Source organism: Streptococcus henryi DSM 19005 (assembly GCF_000376985.1).
In the GTDB taxonomy this organism is placed as follows: domain Bacteria; phylum Bacillota; class Bacilli; order Lactobacillales; family Streptococcaceae; genus Streptococcus; species Streptococcus henryi.
This window is the reverse complement of the sequence record NZ_AQYA01000033.1, coordinates 1-18229: the sequence shown is the minus strand read 5'-3', so window position 1 is coordinate 18229 and position 18229 is coordinate 1. Positions and strand designations below refer to the sequence as shown.

The window sequence follows — 18229 nt, the reverse complement described above, 5'->3', positions numbered from 1 at the left end:
AAAAGTGGTTTTTTGGTCCATACTTGAACACAATTTTGTGTACATCTTGGGCTTTATGAGAGATGATATTTTGACTATACTTGGATTATAAGGGGGATCTAACTGACCTAAGTTATTACTTAGGAAAATCTATCTTCAAGTAAACTTTTTCAGTTCAGAATTTTAAAGAGTAAGGAACTTTGCTGAAGCATCATGCAAAATAAGCAATTTTTGACAAGGAGATTTTATGCGAAAATTTTTGCAAGACACAGTGACCGAACTATCCTATTATTTAGAGATAATTTTATCAGCCATTTTAGCCTTTGCACTCTTGTTTTTTTCCTTATCTTTGATAAAAGATTTGTCAGTTTTTTTATCTCTAGAGTCTAGTGACGAAGTTCTCTTACAACGCTTCCTTGGTAAAGCTATGACTTTGGCAGTCGGAGTCGAATTGATTAAGATGTTCTCAAAGCCTTCTCCAAATACTGTTATTGAGGTACTTCTTTTTGCTCTAGCTAGGCAGTTGGTTTTAGATCATGCTAACATTTTAGATTTTTTAATTGGGATCCTAGCAGTTGCCATTTTATTTGCTGTACGAAAATATCTTTTCACACAATTTGATGCGACCAACAATATTATTATGCGCGCCAGCCAAAAGGTTAAAATTGCCAATGTCATTGCTCGTGTTAATATTCAAGCTAATAAAAGTGAGACGCTCCGCGATTTTATTACAAGAAAGTTGAGTGAAGAAGATAAGACTGTCGCTGTTGGAGCTTGTGTTTATTTGAAAAATGTTGCTTTGCGAATTGATAAGATGCACGGAGACACTATCACACGTGTAGAAATTATAAAAGGATTTTATTGAAAACGATTTACATGATTTGTGGGGGCTGTGGTATAATGGTAAACGCGAAAAAATTTGATTGACTCTAATTTAAATTTAAAAATAAGTTATTCTAAGCTAGGTCTGTCCGAAGGCTACTAGCTTTTGTAGTTATTGAGAGACTTTTAGGGCCTAGTATCCTATTTGAACCGAATACAATCTGGGAGTTATACAAAAAAATAATTTGTCTGAGGGTATAAGCACCCCTCATCAAAACTCCTATTTTGCTTAGCTTTCTATAGGACTTTCTATAGGACTTTATATCTCACTTAAAGGAGGGAGTATGATTATTTTAGACAAGAAGAGTTATGACTTGCTGTCCTACTTGTTAAGTCTGGATGAGCCTGAAACAGTCATGTCTATTTCTAAAAAGCTAAATCAATCGCGTCGAAAAATTTATTATCATTTAGATAAAATCAATGATTCCCTTCCAGAGGGTGTGGAAAAAATTGTTTCCTATCCTCGTGTTGGGATACTCCTCAATGAGGCGCAGCGTAAGGCTTGTCAGCTTTTGTTAGAAGAATTAGATGATTATTCTTATGTCATGTCATCTTCAGAACGCTGTGAGCTGAGTTTGATCTATATTGCTATCTCAAAGGACCGGGTTACTATTGATAAACTGATGCAACTTAACGATGTATCCAGAAATACCATTCTAAATGATTTGAATGAAATTCGTCAGAAATTGGCATCTGAAGAATACGATATTCAATTACATGTGACAAAAGCATGTGGTTACTATTTAAAATGTCATCCCTTATCAAAAATACAGTTTCTCTACCGCCTGCTTTACAATATTTATACTCAAGGGAACAGGAGTTTTATAGATATTATCAGAGATCGTATGATTGATACTGCGGGTTTTGAGAGTTATTTTTCTGACGAAATAAATGACTATTTGCAAGATAGATTGGCAAATGCTCAGGAAAGTTTAGGGAAGAAAATTAATTCTCAGGATAGCCTTTTTATGGTTAAAATTCTACCTTATTTAATTTTGAGCTACCGAAGTCTTGAATTGTCAGAGGATGAGGAAATTGTCATTAAGCGTGAACTCAGCATGACATGGCAGAGAAAAGAATATCAGTTAGCTAGACAAATTGCACAGGGCTTGTACGAGACTTTTGACATTAAACTGGATAAGGTTGAAACTAGCCTTATTGCTATGTTGCTTTTATCTTTTCGTAAGGACAGTGATTTTCACTTGGAGAGTCGAGATTACGCAGAAATGCGTAGAATGCTAGATCTCTTTTTAGATGGACTTTATTACAATTATGGGTTGACTTTTGCACATCGAGACGCTCTGCTTAATCAGCTTTTGACCCATTGCAAAGCCATGCTTTACCGAAAGATTTATGGTGTCTTGTCCTTAAACCCTCTAACCAAGTATATTAAAGAAAAATATGCAGAGCTTTTTGAAATAACCAAGGCCAGTGTTCCGATTTTGGAAGATGCCTGGAAGATACAAATGACTGATGATGATATTTCCTACATCGCAATCCATCTAGGTGGAGAATTACAAAAAGAAAAAATAGAAGAGAAGACACGACGTCAGGTGACCCTTATTTGTGACGAGGGAATTGGTGTTCAGAAACTTCTCTTGAGTCAATGTAAAACATATCTCCCGAACTGTGATATTGAAGCAGTCTTTACTTCAGAACAATTTGTTAGCGTCAGTGATATCATTGAAACTGATATGATCATTTCAACCAGTGACGTTATTGACACCAAATTTCCACTCATTGTCGTCCATCCTATCCTCAGCAATGAAGACATCATTAAACTCATTCGCTTTTCAAGAATGCATGAGGAGGGAAATAAAACTCACTTTAGTCAGAAATTAGAGAAGTGTCTAAAAGCTTATGTTCCTGATGATAAAGACCGATTTGTCTTGAAAACACAAATTGAAAAACTCATCAATCAGGAACTTGTTTCTGCTGATATGGGAGAATAAATTAGATTTATCTATTTTAAAATATAGACTAATAAATGTTTAAGAACCTCAAATCAAGATTTTTAGAGAATTTGATTTGAGGTTCTTTCTTATATTGGAATGCTTTTAAGTCTCTTACCATAGCCAGATGTTCAGAAAAATTATTTTGGAAAAAGATGTCAAAATTTCGTCTGTGTTCAAGACTTATACTCAAAGAAAATCAAAATCAGACAAAGCGAACTGACAGAGGGATGCCTGGAGGTTGGCGAAAAAGCTCAACAATGTATCATCATGATTTAAAAGAATAGTCTTCAGTTCCTATCAAGCTTCATAGGGTACATTTTTGCACACATGCCTGTGTATTTCTTGGTCTTTTTTGAAAACGTTTTTAGGATTATACTGTTATTGTAAACAAATAAAAGTAATAATCTTCACAAGGAGGAAAGTTAAGATGGCAAATGTTAAAGATATTACACGTGAATCATGGATTTTAAGTACCTTCCCAGAATGGGGAACTTGGCTAAATGAAGAAATTGAAGAAGAAGTGGTGCCAGAAGGCAACTTTGCCATGTGGTGGCTTGGTAACTGTGGTGTCTGGATTAAAACTCCAGGCGGAGCTAACGTGGTTATGGACCTTTGGGCAAACCGTGGAAAATCAACTAAAAAAGTTAAAGATATGATTTGGGGACACCAAATGGCTAACATGTCAGGTGTTCGTAAATTACAACCAAACTTGCGCGTGCAACCTATGGTAATTGATCCATTTGCTATCAATGAATTGGACTATTACCTTGTATCTCATGTTCATTCAGACCACATGGATATCTCAACTTCTGCAGCTATCCTTAATAATCCAAAACTTGCACATGTTAAATTCGTTGGTCCAAGTGGCTGTGCAGACATTTGGAAAGGTTGGGGAGTTCCAGAAGACCGTATCCAAATTGTTAAGCCAGGTGACTCTTTTGAATTTAAAGACATCAAAGTAACAGCAGTTGAATCATTTGACCGTACTTGTCTTGTAACTCTTCCTATTGAAGGCTATGAAGAAAACGGCAATAGTTTGAGTGGTCTCCCAGTTACTGATGAGCTTATGGCAAGTAAGGCAGTTAACTACGTCTTTGAAACTCCTGGAGGAACTATCTACCATGGTGCCGATTCTCACTTCTCAAATTACTTTGCAAAACATGGACGTGATTTCAATATTGATGTGGCTATCAACAACTACGGGGATAACCCAATCGGTATCCAAGATAAGATGACTTCAATCGACCTTCTTCGTATGGCTGAAAACCTTGGTACAAATGTTATCATCCCAGTTCACTATGATATCTGGTCTAACTTCATGGCTTCAACAGATGAAATTATCCAACTTTGGAAAATGCGTAAAGAACGTCTCCAATACAAATTCCATCCATTCATCTGGGAAGTTGGTGGTAAATACACATATCCACAAGATAAGGATAGAATTGAATACCATCACCCACGTGGCTTTGATGATTACTTCCTTGAAGATTCTGATATTCAATTCAAGGCTCTCTTGTAAGTCACTAATCCAATAAGTTAAACGTTTTTACCCTTTTCAAAAACTCCCATATCCGCATATCGCACGATGTGCGGGTATTTTTTAAAGAAAAACCCGAAATTAAACTCGGGCTAGGTCTTTCTATCTAAAAAAGAGGTTCATATTATGTCACATTTATCTGTTAATGCCATTCGTTTTTTAGGCATTGATGCTATCGAAAAATCAAAATCTGGTCACCCTGGTGTCGTCATGGGTGCGGCGCCAATGGCTTATAGTCTTTTCAGCAAGCACATGCGCATCAATCCACAAGTTCCTAATTGGATCAATCGCGACCGCTTCATCCTCTCTGCTGGGCATGGCTCCATGCTACTCTATGCCCTCCTTCACCTATCAGGTTTTGAAGATGTTTCTATTGACGAAATCAAGAATTTCCGCCAGTGGGGCTCTAAAACACCTGGGCACCCTGAATTTGGCCATACTGCCGGAGTAGATGCCACATCTGGTCCTCTGGGACAGGGCATTTCGACCGCTGTTGGTTTTGCTCAGGCAGAACGTTTCTTAGCTGCTAAATACAATAAAGATGGATTCCCAATTTTTGATCACTATACCTTCGTTATCGCTGGTGATGGTGACTTCATGGAGGGTGTTTCCAGTGAGGCTTCTTCTTATGCTGCCAAACAAAATCTGGACAAATTGATTGTCCTTTATGATTCCAATGACATCTGTCTTGATGGAGAAACTCATGAGGCCTTTACGGAAAATATCAGAGCCCGCTATGATGCTTACGGTTGGCATACAGACCTTGTAGCTGACGGAACAGATTTAGCTGCAATTAGCTCTGCTATTGACCAAGCAAAAACAGCCAAGAAGCCTAGTCTAATCGAAATTAAAACGGTCATCGGTCACGGTGCTCCATCTAAAGGCGGAACCAATGCTGTCCATGGTGCCCCACTCGGTGCTGAAGAAGCAGCAGCAACAAGAGAAAATCTAGGCTGGACATATGCTCCATTTGAAGTACCTCAAGAAGTCTATGCAGACTTCAAGGAAAATGTTGCTGACAGAGGTCTTGCTGCTTATGAAGATTGGGCAGATTTAGTTCTAGCTTACAAAGCCCTCTATCCTAAAGAAGCCAAGGAAGTAGAAGCTATCATAGCTGGTCAGGACCCAGTGACTATTACAGAAGCAGATTTCCCGACTTACGAAAATGGCTTCTCTCAAGCGACACGTAATTCATCTCAAGATGCTATTAATGCGGCAGCGGCTGTCTTACCAACCTTCTTGGGTGGATCTGCTGACTTAGCCCACTCTAACATGACCTATATTAAGGAAGATGGTCTTCAAGATGCCGATCATCCGCTCTATCGTAACATCCAATTCGGAGTTCGTGAATTTGCCATGGCTACGGTTCTTAATGGTATGGCTTTGCATGGCGGACTTCGAGTGTTCGGCGGTACCTTCTTTGTCTTCTCAGATTACCTCAAGGCTGCTGTTCGTCTGTCAGCCCTTCAAGGATTGCCAGTAACCTATGTCTTTACTCATGATTCAATTGCCGTTGGTGAAGACGGCCCGACTCATGAGCCAATTGAACACTTGGCAGGTTTGCGTGCTATTCCAAACTTGACAGTCCTTCGTCCAGCTGATGCCCGTGAAACACAGGCAGCTTGGCATTATGCCTTGACGAATCAGTCTACACCGACTGCCCTTGTCTTGACACGTCAAAATCTTGAGGTTGAAGAAGGTTCTGACTTTAATAAGGTAGCTAAGGGAGCCTACGTGACCTATGAATCCGGTCCAGACTTCGATACCATTCTTTTAGCATCAGGTTCTGAAGTTAACTTAGCAGTCAAGGCCGCTAAAGTTTTGGCTGCTCAAGGTCAAAAAGTCCGTGTCGTTTCTGTTCCTTCTACGGACCTCTTTGATGCTCAATCAGAAGAATACAAGGAAAGTATTTTGCCAAATGCTGTCAGAAAACGTCTTGCCATTGAAATGGCAGCGACACAGCCTTGGTACAAATATGTTGGTCTTGACGGAAAAGTTCTAGGCATTGACAACTTCGGAGCTTCAGCACCAGCAGCAGAAGTTATTGAAAAATATGGCTTCACTGTAGACAATGTTGTCGAGCTTGTTAAATCTCTTTAAATCGTTCCTCTGTTACACCTACTAAGCTATTCTGAGACTCACAATCTCCGAGTTAGGGATATCTTGGTGGGTGTTGTTTCGTATTAATACTCTTTTAAAATCAAAATGATACGTCGTCAGCTTCGACTTGCTGTACCCTAGTACTGCCCTCGTCTGATTTTGATTTTATTTGAGTATAAAAATATAACTTATAAAACTAAAAAGCCTGGGATAAAGGAATTCCAGACTTTTTTGGAGTGAACTAATAAATATCAGCAGAGTTGAACAAGCTTGTTTATATTCTGTGAAAATCAAGATGATAAGTCGTCAAGCCTTCTCGTCTATCTGGCTTTGTTTGCCTACTCTCCATTGATTTTATTTGGGTATTAGTAATAGACCATGTGATTAGTTTTTTAGATGAAGAGATATGATTACTAGACCTCTATTCTAATTTTAGAAGAATTTTTAGAGAGTAGAATTCTATAATAACCATATTGAGCTAACTTAAGATATCAAAATATCCAAAATGCGGAGAAAGGGATTTGAACCCTCACGCTCTATGAGCACATGCGCCTGAAGCATGCGTGTCTGCCGTTCCACCACCTCCGCTGAGAACAATTTCATTATACGCCTTTTTAAAATATATGGCAATTCTGCAGGAATCTTTCCTTAATGGCTGAATTAAGGTTTGCTTTCTGGTATAATGGAACTATTAATGTGTAAAGGAAAATCATTTGCAAGGTAGAATTATCAAATCATTAGCCGGTTTTTATTATGTTGAGGCTGATGATACCGTTTATCAAACACGTGCGCGTGGCAATTTTAGAAAAAAAGGACAAACACCTTATGTTGGGGATTTTGTTGACTTTTCAGCTGAAGAGAACTCAGAGGGCTACATTCTAGCTATCCATGAGCGTAAAAACAGCCTAGTTCGTCCTCCCATCGTTAACATTGATCAAGCAGTGGTCATCATGTCGGCCAAGGAGCCTGACTTCAACGGGAACCTATTGGATCGCTTTCTAGTTCTTTTGGAGCACAAAAATATCCAGCCCCTCATCTATATTTCCAAGCTTGATTTGCTCAATAGCAGAGCTGACATGGATGCTATCCGTGCCCGTTATGAGGCCATAGGTTATCATTTCTGTTATTCTTTGGAAGAATTACTGCCGCATCTTAGGGATAAGGTTTCTGTTTTCATGGGACAAACAGGAGTGGGCAAGTCAACCTTGCTTAATAAAATTGCACCAGAACTAGATTTAGAAACAGGTGAAATCTCTGAGACCTTGGGGCGTGGTCGCCATACGACGCGTGCAGTCAGTCTTTACACTGTTCACGGCGGAAAGATTGCGGATACCCCAGGATTCTCTTCCCTGGACTACGAAGTGGATAATGCCGAAGACTTGAATGAAGCCTTCCCAGAAATCCGTAAATTAAGCCACTCTTGCAAGTTTCGCTCTTGCACACATACTCATGAACCTTCGTGTGCTGTAAAAGAAGCCCTTGAGGCAGGTGACCTCTGGCAAGTCCGATATGATAATTACCTTCAATTCTTAAGTGAAATTGAAAATCGCCGCGAAACATATAAGAAAACCATAAAAAGAAAGTAGGACCTCCCATGTCAAACAATAAAATTGCTCCTTCAATCCTAGCTGCTGATTACGCTAACTTTGCCAGTGAACTCAAACGTATTGAAGCAACTGGTGCAGAATATGTCCATATTGATATTATGGATGGACAATTTGTTCCAAATATCAGCTTTGGAGCTGATGTCGTTGCCAGCATGCGCAAACATTCTAAACTAGTCTTTGACTGCCATTTGATGGTCGTTGATCCAGAAAGATATGTTGATGCTTTTGCTCAAGCAGGAGCAGATATCATGACTATTCACGTTGAAGCGACTCAACATATTCATGGAGCTCTTCAAAAAATCAAGGCAGCCGGTATGAAAGCAGGAGTTGTCATCAATCCAGGAACTCCCATTCAAGCCTTGCTTCCAGTTTTGAATTTGGTAGACCAAGTTCTCATCATGACTGTCAATCCTGGTTTTGGTGGACAAGCCTTTATTCCAGAATGCCTTGAAAAAGTGACCCAAGTTGCTCAAATTCGTGACCAAAAGGGTTATAACTTTGACATTGAAGTTGATGGTGGTGTTGACAATCAAACTATAAAAGCCTGCTATGATGCAGGAGCTAATGTCTTCGTGGCAGGATCTTACCTTTTTAAAGCCCAAGATTTGACGGCTCAGGTTGAGACACTTCGTGTGGCTCTCAATGACTAGGATAGCACTTTTTGCTGGCGGAGATTTACAAGATTTTGAGACCGATTTTGATTATTTTATCGGGGTTGACCGCGGAAGCCTGTTTTTACTTGAAAATGGGCTTCCTTTAGATATGGCTATAGGTGATTTTGACTCCGTCACTGTTGAAGAATTTAAGCAAATCACCACAGCTGCTAAAGAAGTTATTAAAGCTCCCGCCGCTAAAAATGATACCGACACAGAATTAGCTCTCAAAACTATCTTAACCCGCTTTCCTCAAGCTCAGCTTTCTCTTTTTGGAGCTTTCGGAGGCCGATTAGACCATTTTATGTCGAATCTCTTTCTTCCTAGCGATCCAGCTCTAGCACCCTTTATGCGCCAAATTCGTCTATTAGATTATCAGAATCTAATTGAATTTTATCCTAGTGGAACTCAATCTGTTGAAATGGTAGAAGGTATGACCTATGTATCTTTTATGGCTGATGGTGATGCTGATTTAACCATTGAGGGTGCCAAGTATGAGCTTAATGCAGCCAATTTTTTTAAGAAAAAAATCTATTCTAGCAATGAATTTACGAATAAATCTATTGAGGTTACCCTTGAGCATGGCTACCTAATTGTTATACATAGTAGAGACAGGAGTTAAAATGGATATCGTACTAGTAGTCATAGCTCTGGCTAGCCTTGCTATGATTAGCTTTTTATTTATGAAAATAGCAGAGCTACAAGGTCAATTAAAAGAAACTCTTGAAGATAATGCAGATAATCTATCTGATCAGGTTTCTTATCAGCTTGAAATGGCTAGTAAAGACCAATCATTAGAGTTGGCCAACCAAATCAATCGTCTTCAAGCAGACCTCTATCAGCAGCTAAATGATGTTCGTCAGGTTCTTCATCAAAATCTGACTGAAAGCCGAGACCGATCAGATCAGAGATTAGAGGTCATTAATTCTAATTTGACCCAATCAGTCAAGGAAATGCAAGCATCCAATGAAAAACGCTTGGAAGAGATGCGTCAAACAGTAGAAGAAAAACTAGAACAAACCCTGCAAAATCGCCTCCAGGCTTCCTTTGAGACAGTCTCCAAACAGCTAGAATCAGTCAATCAAGGTTTAGGTGAAATGAAAACGGTGGCCCAAGATGTTGGAACCCTGAATAAGGTTCTCGCCAATACCAAAACTCGAGGTATTCTAGGTGAACTTCAACTGGGACAAATCATTGAAGATATTATGACAAGCAGTCAGTATGAGCGTGAATTTGCCACAGTCACTGGCTCTACTGAACGTGTCGAATATGCCATTAAATTGCCTGGCAATAGTGAGGGAGATTATATCTATCTCCCCATTGATTCCAAGTTTCCGCTGGAAGATTACTACCGCTTGGAAGGTGCCTATGAGACAGGAGATAAGGACCAGATTGAACTTTATCGCAAGTCACTATTAAATAGCATCAAGCGCTTTGCTAAAGACATTCATAAAAAATACCTTAATCCGCCTGAAACAACGAACTTCGGCATTATGTTTTTGCCAACAGAAGGCCTTTACTCGGAAGTTGTTCGCAATGCAGCTTTCTTTGATAGCCTTCGTCGAGATGAAAATATCGTGGTAGCAGGGCCATCAACCTTATCTGCCCTGCTAAATTCTTTATCAGTTGGTTTTAAAACGCTCAACATTCAAAAAAATGCCGATGATATCAGCAAAATTTTAGGAAATGTTAAAGTTGAGTTTGGTAAATTTGGTAATATGCTTATCAAAGCACAAAAACAGCTTAACACTGCAAACACCACCTTGGACAACCTCATTTCCACTAGAACAAATGCCATTATCAGAGCTCTCAATACTGTTGAAGCTTACCAAGACCAGTCGACTCAGTCGCTTTTAAATATTCCCCAAATAGAAGAGGAAAGGACGGAACAAGACTAGATTCATTAAGACTGTTATGAAGAAATTGTCTAGTTCCAAGTAAATAATGATGAAAATTAACCAAATGAAAAAGGATGAGCTTTTTGAAGGTTTCTACCTTATTAAGACATCGGAAGTTCGAAAAACCCGAGCTGGAAAAGATTATATTTCCTTTACTTTCCAGGACGACAGCGGTGAAATTTCTGGCAATCTTTGGGATGCTCAGCCATATAATGCAGAAACTTTCGTTGCTGGTAAAGTAGTCTATATGCGAGGACGTCGTGAGGTCTATAATGGTACACCTCAGGTAAATCAGATTACGCTACGATTGCCAAATGATGGGGAACCTAACGATCCTAGGGATTTTAAGGAAAAACCACCGGTAAACGTAAGTGATGTTAAAGATTATCTTGAACAGATGATGTTTAAAATCGAAAATGCTACTTGGCAACGTCTTGTACGAGCTCTTTACCGTAAATATGATAAGGCATTCTTTACTTTTCCTGCGGCTAAAACTAACCATCACGCCTTTGAATCAGGTTTAGCTTATCATACAGCGACAATGGTTCGCTTAGCAGATGCAATCGGAGATATCTATCCCGAGCTTGATAAGAGCTTGCTCTTTGCAGGTATTATGCTTCACGACTTAGCAAAAGTCATTGAATTAAGTGGACCGGAAAATACAGAGTACACTGTACGTGGGAATCTGATTGGACACATTGCTTTAATTGATGAAGAAATTACCAAAGTAATTACTGAGCTTAATATTCCTGATGACAAGGAAGAAGTGATAGTCTTACGTCATGTTATATTGAGTCACCATGGACAATTGGAGTATGGTAGCCCAGTACGACCAAGGATTATGGAAGCAGAAATTATTCATATGATTGATAATATTGACGCAGAAATGATGATGATGACGACTGCTCTCAGTCGAGTAAGTGAAGGTGAAATGACCGGTCGCATCTTTGCCATGGATAATCGCTCATTCTACAAACCCAAATATAATCAATAAATTCCGAAAAAAGTAGACGAATAATAGTTCATTGTTCGTCTTTTTTTGTGATATGTGGTACAATAGTAAAAAAATATTTTAAAATGGTGAAAAAATGAAATTACGACGTAGTGAACGAATGGTTGTTATCTCAAATTACCTTATTAACAACCCATACAAATTAACAAGTTTGAACACATTTGCTGAAAAATATGAAGCAGCAAAATCATCTATCTCAGAAGATATTTCTATCATTAAGAAAGCTTTTGAGGAGGCAGGAATTGGCCAAATTGATACTGTGACAGGCGCAAGTGGCGGTGTTATCTTTACTCCGAGTATTAGTGAAGAAGAAGCGGTATCTATTGTTGAAGAACTCTGTCAAAGTCTGTCTGAAAGTAATCGTATCTTGCCTGGTGGTTATATTTACTTGTCTGATCTATTAAGCACTCCGAAAATTCTTCAAAATGTTGGTCGAATTATTGCTAATGCTTTTAAAGGACAAAAAATCGACGCAGTTATGACAGTTGCAACCAAAGGTGTTCCTTTGGCAAATGCAGTAGCCAATATCTTGAATGTGCCTTTTGTCATTGTAAGACGAGATTTAAAGATCACTGAAGGTTCAACAGTATCAGTGAACTATGCTAGCGGCTCAAGTGATCGTATCGAAAAAATGTTCTTATCAAAACGTAGCTTGAAACCAAACAGCCGTGTTTTAATTGTTGATGACTTCCTAAAAGGTGGAGGTACGATTAACGGTATGGCTAGTCTCTTAACGGAGTTTGATTCAACACTAGTGGGTGTTGCTGTATTTGCAGAAAATGCTCAAGAAGAACGCGATCAAATGACCTATAAATCACTTCTAAAAGTTTCTGAAATTGATGTCAAAAATAATAAAGTAACTGTTGAAGTTGGTAATATTTTCGAAAAATAAATAATCCTAACCTTAGCGTAGTTGTTTTGTAATGTTTTATAATAATTCTTTAATATTAGTTTAGTAGAATGATCTTAAATTAAGAAATGGAGTTTTTTATGAAAAAAACAATGAAACTTTCGCTACTTACGCTTATGGCTCTAGGTCTTGCTGCTTGTGGGAATTCTAAAACTGATTCAAGTGACACTTCGACATCGTCATCGTCAGACACAGTTAGTGTTTCCGTTAGTGATGACTCTGTTGAAGTCTCTGATAAGGCAGGTACAAGTGTAAACCTTGATGATACTGTTGACGTAGAAGCATCTGATGGTGAGGGAAATTCTGCAGATGTTAACAGTGAGGGTATCAACGCAACTGATGGAACAGCAAGCGTGAGTGTTAATGAAGATGGTAGTATTTCAGTTAATGATGGAAATGGCACCAGTGTAAATATAGGACAATAATACTATCAGTCATTTGAATTAGCTTTGATACATCGTCACTATCAGTTTGCCGTACTCTCGGCTGAGTGAAAGACGTTTCCTTAAGACCCGCCTCAAACAGTCACTTCCCTGACTGTTTGAGCTGTCTTCGCTTTTGTTCCTTGTCTGAAAGCTAATTCATTCGACTATAAAAAGTCTGATACTAGGATAATATTCTTAAAAATTTATCTAAAATTATGGTAGCAGTATGACTGTTGCCATTTTTTTTAAAACTAAATTTATACAGCATTACAAGGTGAATAGGAACTTACTTTGAAAAATTTCCCCTAAAGAAAAAAATAATAAAATAGAGTAAAACAATTGACAGTACTAACTGGATTATGATATTATATTTAACGGTACTTTTTACTTTTGGTCTCTCAAAAGTGTACAGAGACGTGCTGACAATTGTTGCAAAAGTACACACAGATGTGGGCTGTCACCAAGTGCCACATCAACCAAAAATAAAATCTTACAGGAGAAAAGTAGATGCCTACTATCAACCAATTGGTACGTAAACCACGTCAATCAAAAGTTGAAAAATCTAAATCACCAGCTCTTAACGTTGGTTACAACAGCCATAAAAAAGTTCAAACTAACGTTTCTGCACCACAAAAACGTGGTGTTGCAACTCGTGTTGGAACAATGACACCTAAAAAACCTAACTCTGCCCTTCGTAAATTCGCTCGTGTACGTTTGAGCAACCTTATCGAAGTTACAGCTTACATCCCAGGTATCGGACACAACCTTCAAGAACACAGTGTTGTTCTTATCCGTGGTGGACGTGTAAAAGACCTTCCAGGGGTACGTTACCATATCGTTCGTGGTGCACTTGATACAGCAGGTGTAGCTGATCGTAAACAAAGCCGTTCTAAATACGGTGCTAAACGTCCAAAAGGATAAGAAGGGAGATAAGTAAAAATGAGTCGTAAAAATCGTGCTCCAAAACGCGAAGTTTTGGCAGATCCATTGTATAATTCACAACTTGTAACACGTCTTATCAACCGTGTAATGCTTGATGGTAAACGTGGTACAGCAGCAACAATCGTTTATGATGCTTTTGAAGCAATCAAAGAAGCTACTGAAACTGATGCACTCGAAGTATTCGAAACAGCTATGGAAAACATCATGCCTGTTCTTGAAGTACGTGCACGTCGTGTCGGTGGTTCTAACTACCAAGTCCCAGTTGAAGTACGTCCAGAACGTCGCATCACACTTGGTCTTCGTTGGTTGGTAAATGCTTCACGTGCTCGTGGAGAACACACTATGAAAGATCGTCTTGCAAAAGAAATCATGGACGCTGCAAACAACACTGGTGCATCAGTTAAAAAACGTGAAGACACTCACAAAATGGCTGAAGCAAACCGTGCATTCGCACACTTCCGCTGGTAAGAATAAGATACCAAGGGCGAGCGGACATGTGAAAAATAGGAAGGTGACGCTGGTTGTTTACAACCAAGTGAGCTTATCTTTTTTCACTGATAGTACGCCGATCGGTTTCAATTAAACTGACAAGTTAGTTTAATTGAAAATCTTACAAAGCAAATAAAATAAATCATGTTAGAACGGGTAGGTCCTGCCTATCCGTTCTTATTAAATATGATATAATAGAAACAGAAATAAAAATATAGGAGAAACAACCTCATGGCACGCGAATTTTCACTAGAAAAAACTCGTAATATCGGTATCATGGCTCACGTCGATGCTGGTAAAACAACTACAACTGAGCGTATTCTTTACTACACTGGTAAAATTCACAAAATTGGTGAAACACACGAAGGTGCTTCACAAATGGACTGGATGGAGCAAGAACAAGAACGTGGTATCACAATCACATCAGCAGCAACAACTGCACAATGGAAAGATACACGCGTTAACATCATCGACACACCAGGACACGTTGACTTCACAATCGAAGTTCAACGTTCACTCCGCGTTCTTGATGGTGCTGTAACAGTTCTTGACTCACAATCAGGTGTTGAGCCTCAAACTGAAACAGTATGGCGTCAAGCTACAGAATACGGTGTTCCACGTATCGTATTCGCTAACAAGATGGATAAAATTGGTGCTGACTTCCTTTACTCAGTACAAACTCTTCATGACCGTCTTCAAGCTAACGCTCACCCAATTCAATTGCCAATCGGATCTGAGGATGATTTCCGTGGTATTATTGACTTGATCAAAATGAAAGCTGAAATCTATACTAACGACCTTGGTACAGATATTCTTGAAGAAGATATTCCAGCTGATTACCTTGAACAAGCTCAAGAATACCGTGAAAAATTGATCGAAGCAGTTGCTGAAACTGACGAAGATCTTATGATGAAATATCTTGAAGGTGAAGAAATCACTAACGATGAATTGAAAGCTGCTATCCGTAAAGCAACTATCAACGTTGAATTCTACCCAGTACTTTGTGGATCTGCCTTCAAAAATAAAGGTGTTCAATTGATGCTTGATGCAGTTCTTGACTACTTGCCAAGCCCACTTGATATCCCAGCAATCAAAGGTGTAAATCCAGATACTGATGAAGAAGAAACTCGTCCTGCATCTGATGATGAGCCATTTGCAGCTCTTGCCTTCAAGATTATGACTGACCCATTCGTAGGTCGTTTGACATTCTTCCGTGTTTACTCAGGTGTTCTTAATTCAGGTTCATACGTATTGAACACTACAAAAGGTAAACGTGAACGTATCGGACGTATCCTTCAAATGCACGCAAACACTCGTAAAGAAATTGAAACAGTTTACTCTGGTGATATCGCTGCAGCTGTTGGTTTGAAAGATACCACAACTGGTGACTCATTGACTGATGAAAAAGCAAAAGTTATTCTTGAGTCAATTGAAGTTCCAGAACCAGTTATCCAATTGATGGTTGAACCAAAATCTAAAGCTGACCAAGATAAGATGGGTGTTGCCCTTCAAAAACTTGCTGAAGAAGATCCAACATTCCGCGTCGAAACTAACGTTGAAACTGGTGAAACAGTTATCTCTGGTATGGGTGAACTTCACCTTGACGTCCTTGTTGACCGTATGAAACGCGAATTTAAAGTTGAAGCTAACGTAGGTGCTCCTCAAGTATCTTACCGCGAAACATTCCGCGCTTCAACACAAGCTCGTGGTTTCTTCAAACGCCAATCTGGTGGTAAAGGTCAATTTGGTGATGTTTGGATTGAATTCACTCCAAACGAAGAAGGTAAAGGTTTCGAATTTGAAAATGCAATCGTCGGTGGTGTGGTTCCACGTGAATTCATCCCAGCGGTCGAAAAAGGTTTGGTAGAATCAATGGCTAACGGGGTTCTTGCAGGATACCCAATGGTTGACGTTAAAGCTAAACTTTACGACGGTTCATATCACGATGTCGATTCATCTGAAACTGCCTTCAAGATTGCAGCTTCACTTGCACTTAAAGAAGCAGCTAAAACAGCACAACCTGCTATCCTTGAACCAATGATGCTTGTTACTATCACAGCACCAGAAGATAACCTTGGTGATGTTATGGGACACGTGACAGCACGTCGTGGACGCGTTGATGGTATGGAAGCTCATGGAGCTAGCCAAATCGTTCGTGCATATGTTCCGCTTGCTGAAATGTTTGGTTATGCAACAGTTCTTCGTTCTGCAACACAAGGTCGCGGTACATTCATGATGGTATTTGACCACTATGAAGATGTTCCAAAATCTGTTCAAGAAGAAATCATTAAGAAAAACTCAGGTGAATAATCACTATTAAAAAGGTGTCCATTGGATACCTTTTTTCTTTGTGAAAACGGTTATATGATTTGCAATTTTTCTGAAATAGTTATATAATAAGACTGTTGAAAGATGTTGCACCCGTTTGCAAGTTATTCTTTTCACAATTGGTAGAGAGGTGACTCTCTAAATTTAAATATTTGAGATTTTCATAAGGAGGAAATCACTAATGGTAGTTAAAGTTGGTATTAACGGTTTCGGTCGTATCGGTCGTCTTGCATTCCGTCGTATCCAAAACGTAGAAGGTGTTGAAGTTACTCGTATCAACGACCTTACAGATCCAAACATGCTTGCTCACTTGTTGAAATACGACACAACTCAAGGTCGTTTCGACGGTACAGTTGAAGTTAAAGAAGGTGGATTCGAAGTTAACGGTAAATTCGTTAAAGTTTCTGCTGAACGCGAACCAGCAAACATTGACTGGGCTACTGACGGTGTAGAAATCGTTCTTGAAGCTACTGGTTTCTTTGCATCTAAAGAAAAAGCTGAACAACACATCCATGCAAATGGTGCTAAAAAAGTTGTTATCACAGCTCCTGGTGGAAACGATGTTAAAACTGTTGTTTTCAACACTAACCACGACATCCTTGATGGTACAGAAACAGTTATCTCAGGTGCTTCATGTACTACAAACTGTCTTGCACCAATGGCTAAAGCTCTTCACGATAACTTCGGCGTACAAAAAGGTCTTATGACTACTATCCACGGTTACACTGGTGACCAAATGGTTCTTGACGGACCACACCGTGGTGGTGACCTTCGTCGTGCTCGTGCTGCTGCAGCTAACATCGTTCCTAACTCAACTGGTGCTGCTAAAGCTATCGGTCTTGTTATCCCAGAACTTAACGGTAAACTTGACGGTGCTGCACAACGTGTTCCAGTTCCAACAGGTTCTGTAACTGAATTGGTTGCAACTCTTGACAAAAAAGTTACTGCTGAAGAAGTTAACGCTGCTATGAAAGCTGCTTCAAACGAATCATTTGGTTACACTGAAGACCAAATCGTTTCTTCAGATATCGTTGGTATCTCAAACGGTTCGTTGTTTGATGCAACTCAAACTAAAGTAATCGAAGTTGATGGCGAACAATTGGTTAAAGTTGTTTCATGGTATGACAACGAAATGTCTTACACTTCACAACTTGTACGTACTCTTGAGTACTTCGCAAAAATCGCTAAATAATTCATTACTTAGCTAGAGGCTGGGCAAAAACTAGCTTCAGAACACAAAAAAAAACGGGCATTTCCGCAGTTGGAGATGCTCGTTTTCCTATGTCATGGTTTATAATTATAATAACGACAAAACAATTAGAAAGCCATGACTATGTATAAAGAGTATAACACAAATCAGTTAAGTTTGGAACTAAATCTTGCTTACGATATTCCCATGAACCATGAAGTTAGACTCATCAGTCTTTTCGTGGACAGTATCCCTAATCATGTTTTACTGGAAGAAAAGTCTCATACTGGCCGACCAGCCTTCCATCCGGCTATGCTTTTGAA

Annotated in this window: 15 protein-coding genes, 1 tRNA gene and 1 pseudogene; 16 read left to right on the top strand and 1 reads right to left on the bottom strand. The window is 39.1% G+C overall.

The window, feature by feature from the left end:
• Positions 1 to 226: 226 nt before the first annotated feature.
• The 4 genes from F601_RS0106440 (at position 227) to tkt (ending at position 6453) form a co-directional block, all read left to right on the top strand.
• Complete coding sequence (locus F601_RS0106440) at positions 227 to 844, top strand: hypothetical protein (protein ID WP_018164848.1); 618 nt, start codon at positions 227 to 229, stop codon at positions 842 to 844.
• A gap of 301 nt (positions 845 to 1145) precedes the next feature.
• A complete protein-coding gene (locus F601_RS0106435) occupies positions 1146 to 2813 on the top strand; it encodes a BglG family transcription antiterminator (RefSeq protein ID WP_018164847.1) in 1668 nt (555 codons plus the stop codon).
• A gap of 430 nt (positions 2814 to 3243) precedes the next feature.
• Positions 3244 to 4335 (top strand): L-ascorbate 6-phosphate lactonase, encoded by a 1092-nt coding sequence (gene ulaG, locus F601_RS0106430; protein WP_018164846.1) that lies wholly within the window; start codon positions 3244 to 3246, stop codon positions 4333 to 4335.
• A 144-nt stretch (positions 4336 to 4479) separates the two neighbouring features.
• Complete coding sequence (gene tkt / locus F601_RS0106425; protein ID WP_018164845.1) at positions 4480 to 6453, top strand: transketolase; 1974 nt, start codon at positions 4480 to 4482, stop codon at positions 6451 to 6453.
• Between the two features lie 506 nt (positions 6454 to 6959).
• On the opposite strand, the gene F601_RS0106420 is transcribed toward tkt, so the two are convergent.
• A tRNA-Leu gene (locus F601_RS0106420) sits at positions 6960 to 7041 on the bottom strand.
• A gap of 125 nt (positions 7042 to 7166) precedes the next feature.
• Between F601_RS0106420 and rsgA the strand changes: the two genes are divergently transcribed.
• The 12 genes and pseudogenes from rsgA to F601_RS13100 all read left to right on the top strand — a co-directional run.
• A complete protein-coding gene (gene rsgA, locus F601_RS0106415; protein WP_018164844.1) occupies positions 7167 to 8039 on the top strand; it encodes a ribosome small subunit-dependent GTPase A in 873 nt (290 codons plus the stop codon).
• 8 nt (positions 8040 to 8047) lie between these two features.
• Positions 8048 to 8710 carry a ribulose-phosphate 3-epimerase gene (gene rpe / locus F601_RS0106410; RefSeq protein ID WP_018164843.1) on the top strand — a complete coding sequence of 221 codons (663 nt, stop codon included), beginning with the start codon at positions 8048 to 8050 and terminating at the stop codon, positions 8708 to 8710.
• Positions 8703 to 9335, top strand: coding sequence for a thiamine diphosphokinase (locus F601_RS0106405; RefSeq protein WP_018164842.1), 633 nt, complete (start codon positions 8703 to 8705; stop codon positions 9333 to 9335). Before rpe ends, F601_RS0106405 begins: the two co-directional genes overlap by 8 nt.
• Position 9336: 1 nt before the next feature.
• On the top strand, positions 9337 to 10611 hold the full coding sequence (locus F601_RS0106400; protein WP_018164841.1) for a DNA recombination protein RmuC: 1275 nt from the start codon (positions 9337 to 9339) through the stop codon (positions 10609 to 10611).
• A gap of 49 nt (positions 10612 to 10660) precedes the next feature.
• Positions 10661 to 11605 carry a 3'-5' exoribonuclease YhaM family protein gene (locus tag F601_RS0106395; protein WP_018164840.1) on the top strand — a complete coding sequence of 315 codons (945 nt, stop codon included), beginning with the start codon at positions 10661 to 10663 and terminating at the stop codon, positions 11603 to 11605.
• Positions 11606 to 11699: 94 nt separating this feature from the next.
• Positions 11700 to 12515 carry a pur operon repressor gene (purR, locus tag F601_RS0106390; protein ID WP_018164839.1) on the top strand — a complete coding sequence of 272 codons (816 nt, stop codon included), beginning with the start codon at positions 11700 to 11702 and terminating at the stop codon, positions 12513 to 12515.
• 98 nt (positions 12516 to 12613) lie between these two features.
• Positions 12614 to 12958, top strand: coding sequence for a hypothetical protein (locus tag F601_RS0106385; protein WP_018164838.1), 345 nt, complete (start codon positions 12614 to 12616; stop codon positions 12956 to 12958).
• 507 nt (positions 12959 to 13465) lie between these two features.
• On the top strand, positions 13466 to 13879 hold the full coding sequence (gene rpsL, locus F601_RS0106380) for a 30S ribosomal protein S12 (RefSeq protein WP_018164837.1): 414 nt from the start codon (positions 13466 to 13468) through the stop codon (positions 13877 to 13879).
• Between the two features lie 18 nt (positions 13880 to 13897).
• Positions 13898 to 14368: a 30S ribosomal protein S7 gene (gene rpsG / locus F601_RS0106375; protein ID WP_018164836.1), complete on the top strand. Its 471-nt coding sequence runs from the start codon at positions 13898 to 13900 to the stop codon at positions 14366 to 14368.
• 252 nt (positions 14369 to 14620) lie between these two features.
• Positions 14621 to 16699, top strand: a complete 2079-nt coding sequence (gene fusA / locus F601_RS0106370; protein WP_018164835.1) for an elongation factor G — start codon at positions 14621 to 14623, stop codon at positions 16697 to 16699.
• Positions 16700 to 16898: 199 nt separating this feature from the next.
• Positions 16899 to 17909: a type I glyceraldehyde-3-phosphate dehydrogenase gene (gene gap, locus F601_RS0106365; RefSeq protein ID WP_018164834.1), complete on the top strand. Its 1011-nt coding sequence runs from the start codon at positions 16899 to 16901 to the stop codon at positions 17907 to 17909.
• Positions 17910 to 18050: 141 nt separating this feature from the next.
• A pseudogene (locus F601_RS13100) lies at positions 18051 to 18229 on the top strand (IS5/IS1182 family transposase); the annotation flags it as partial.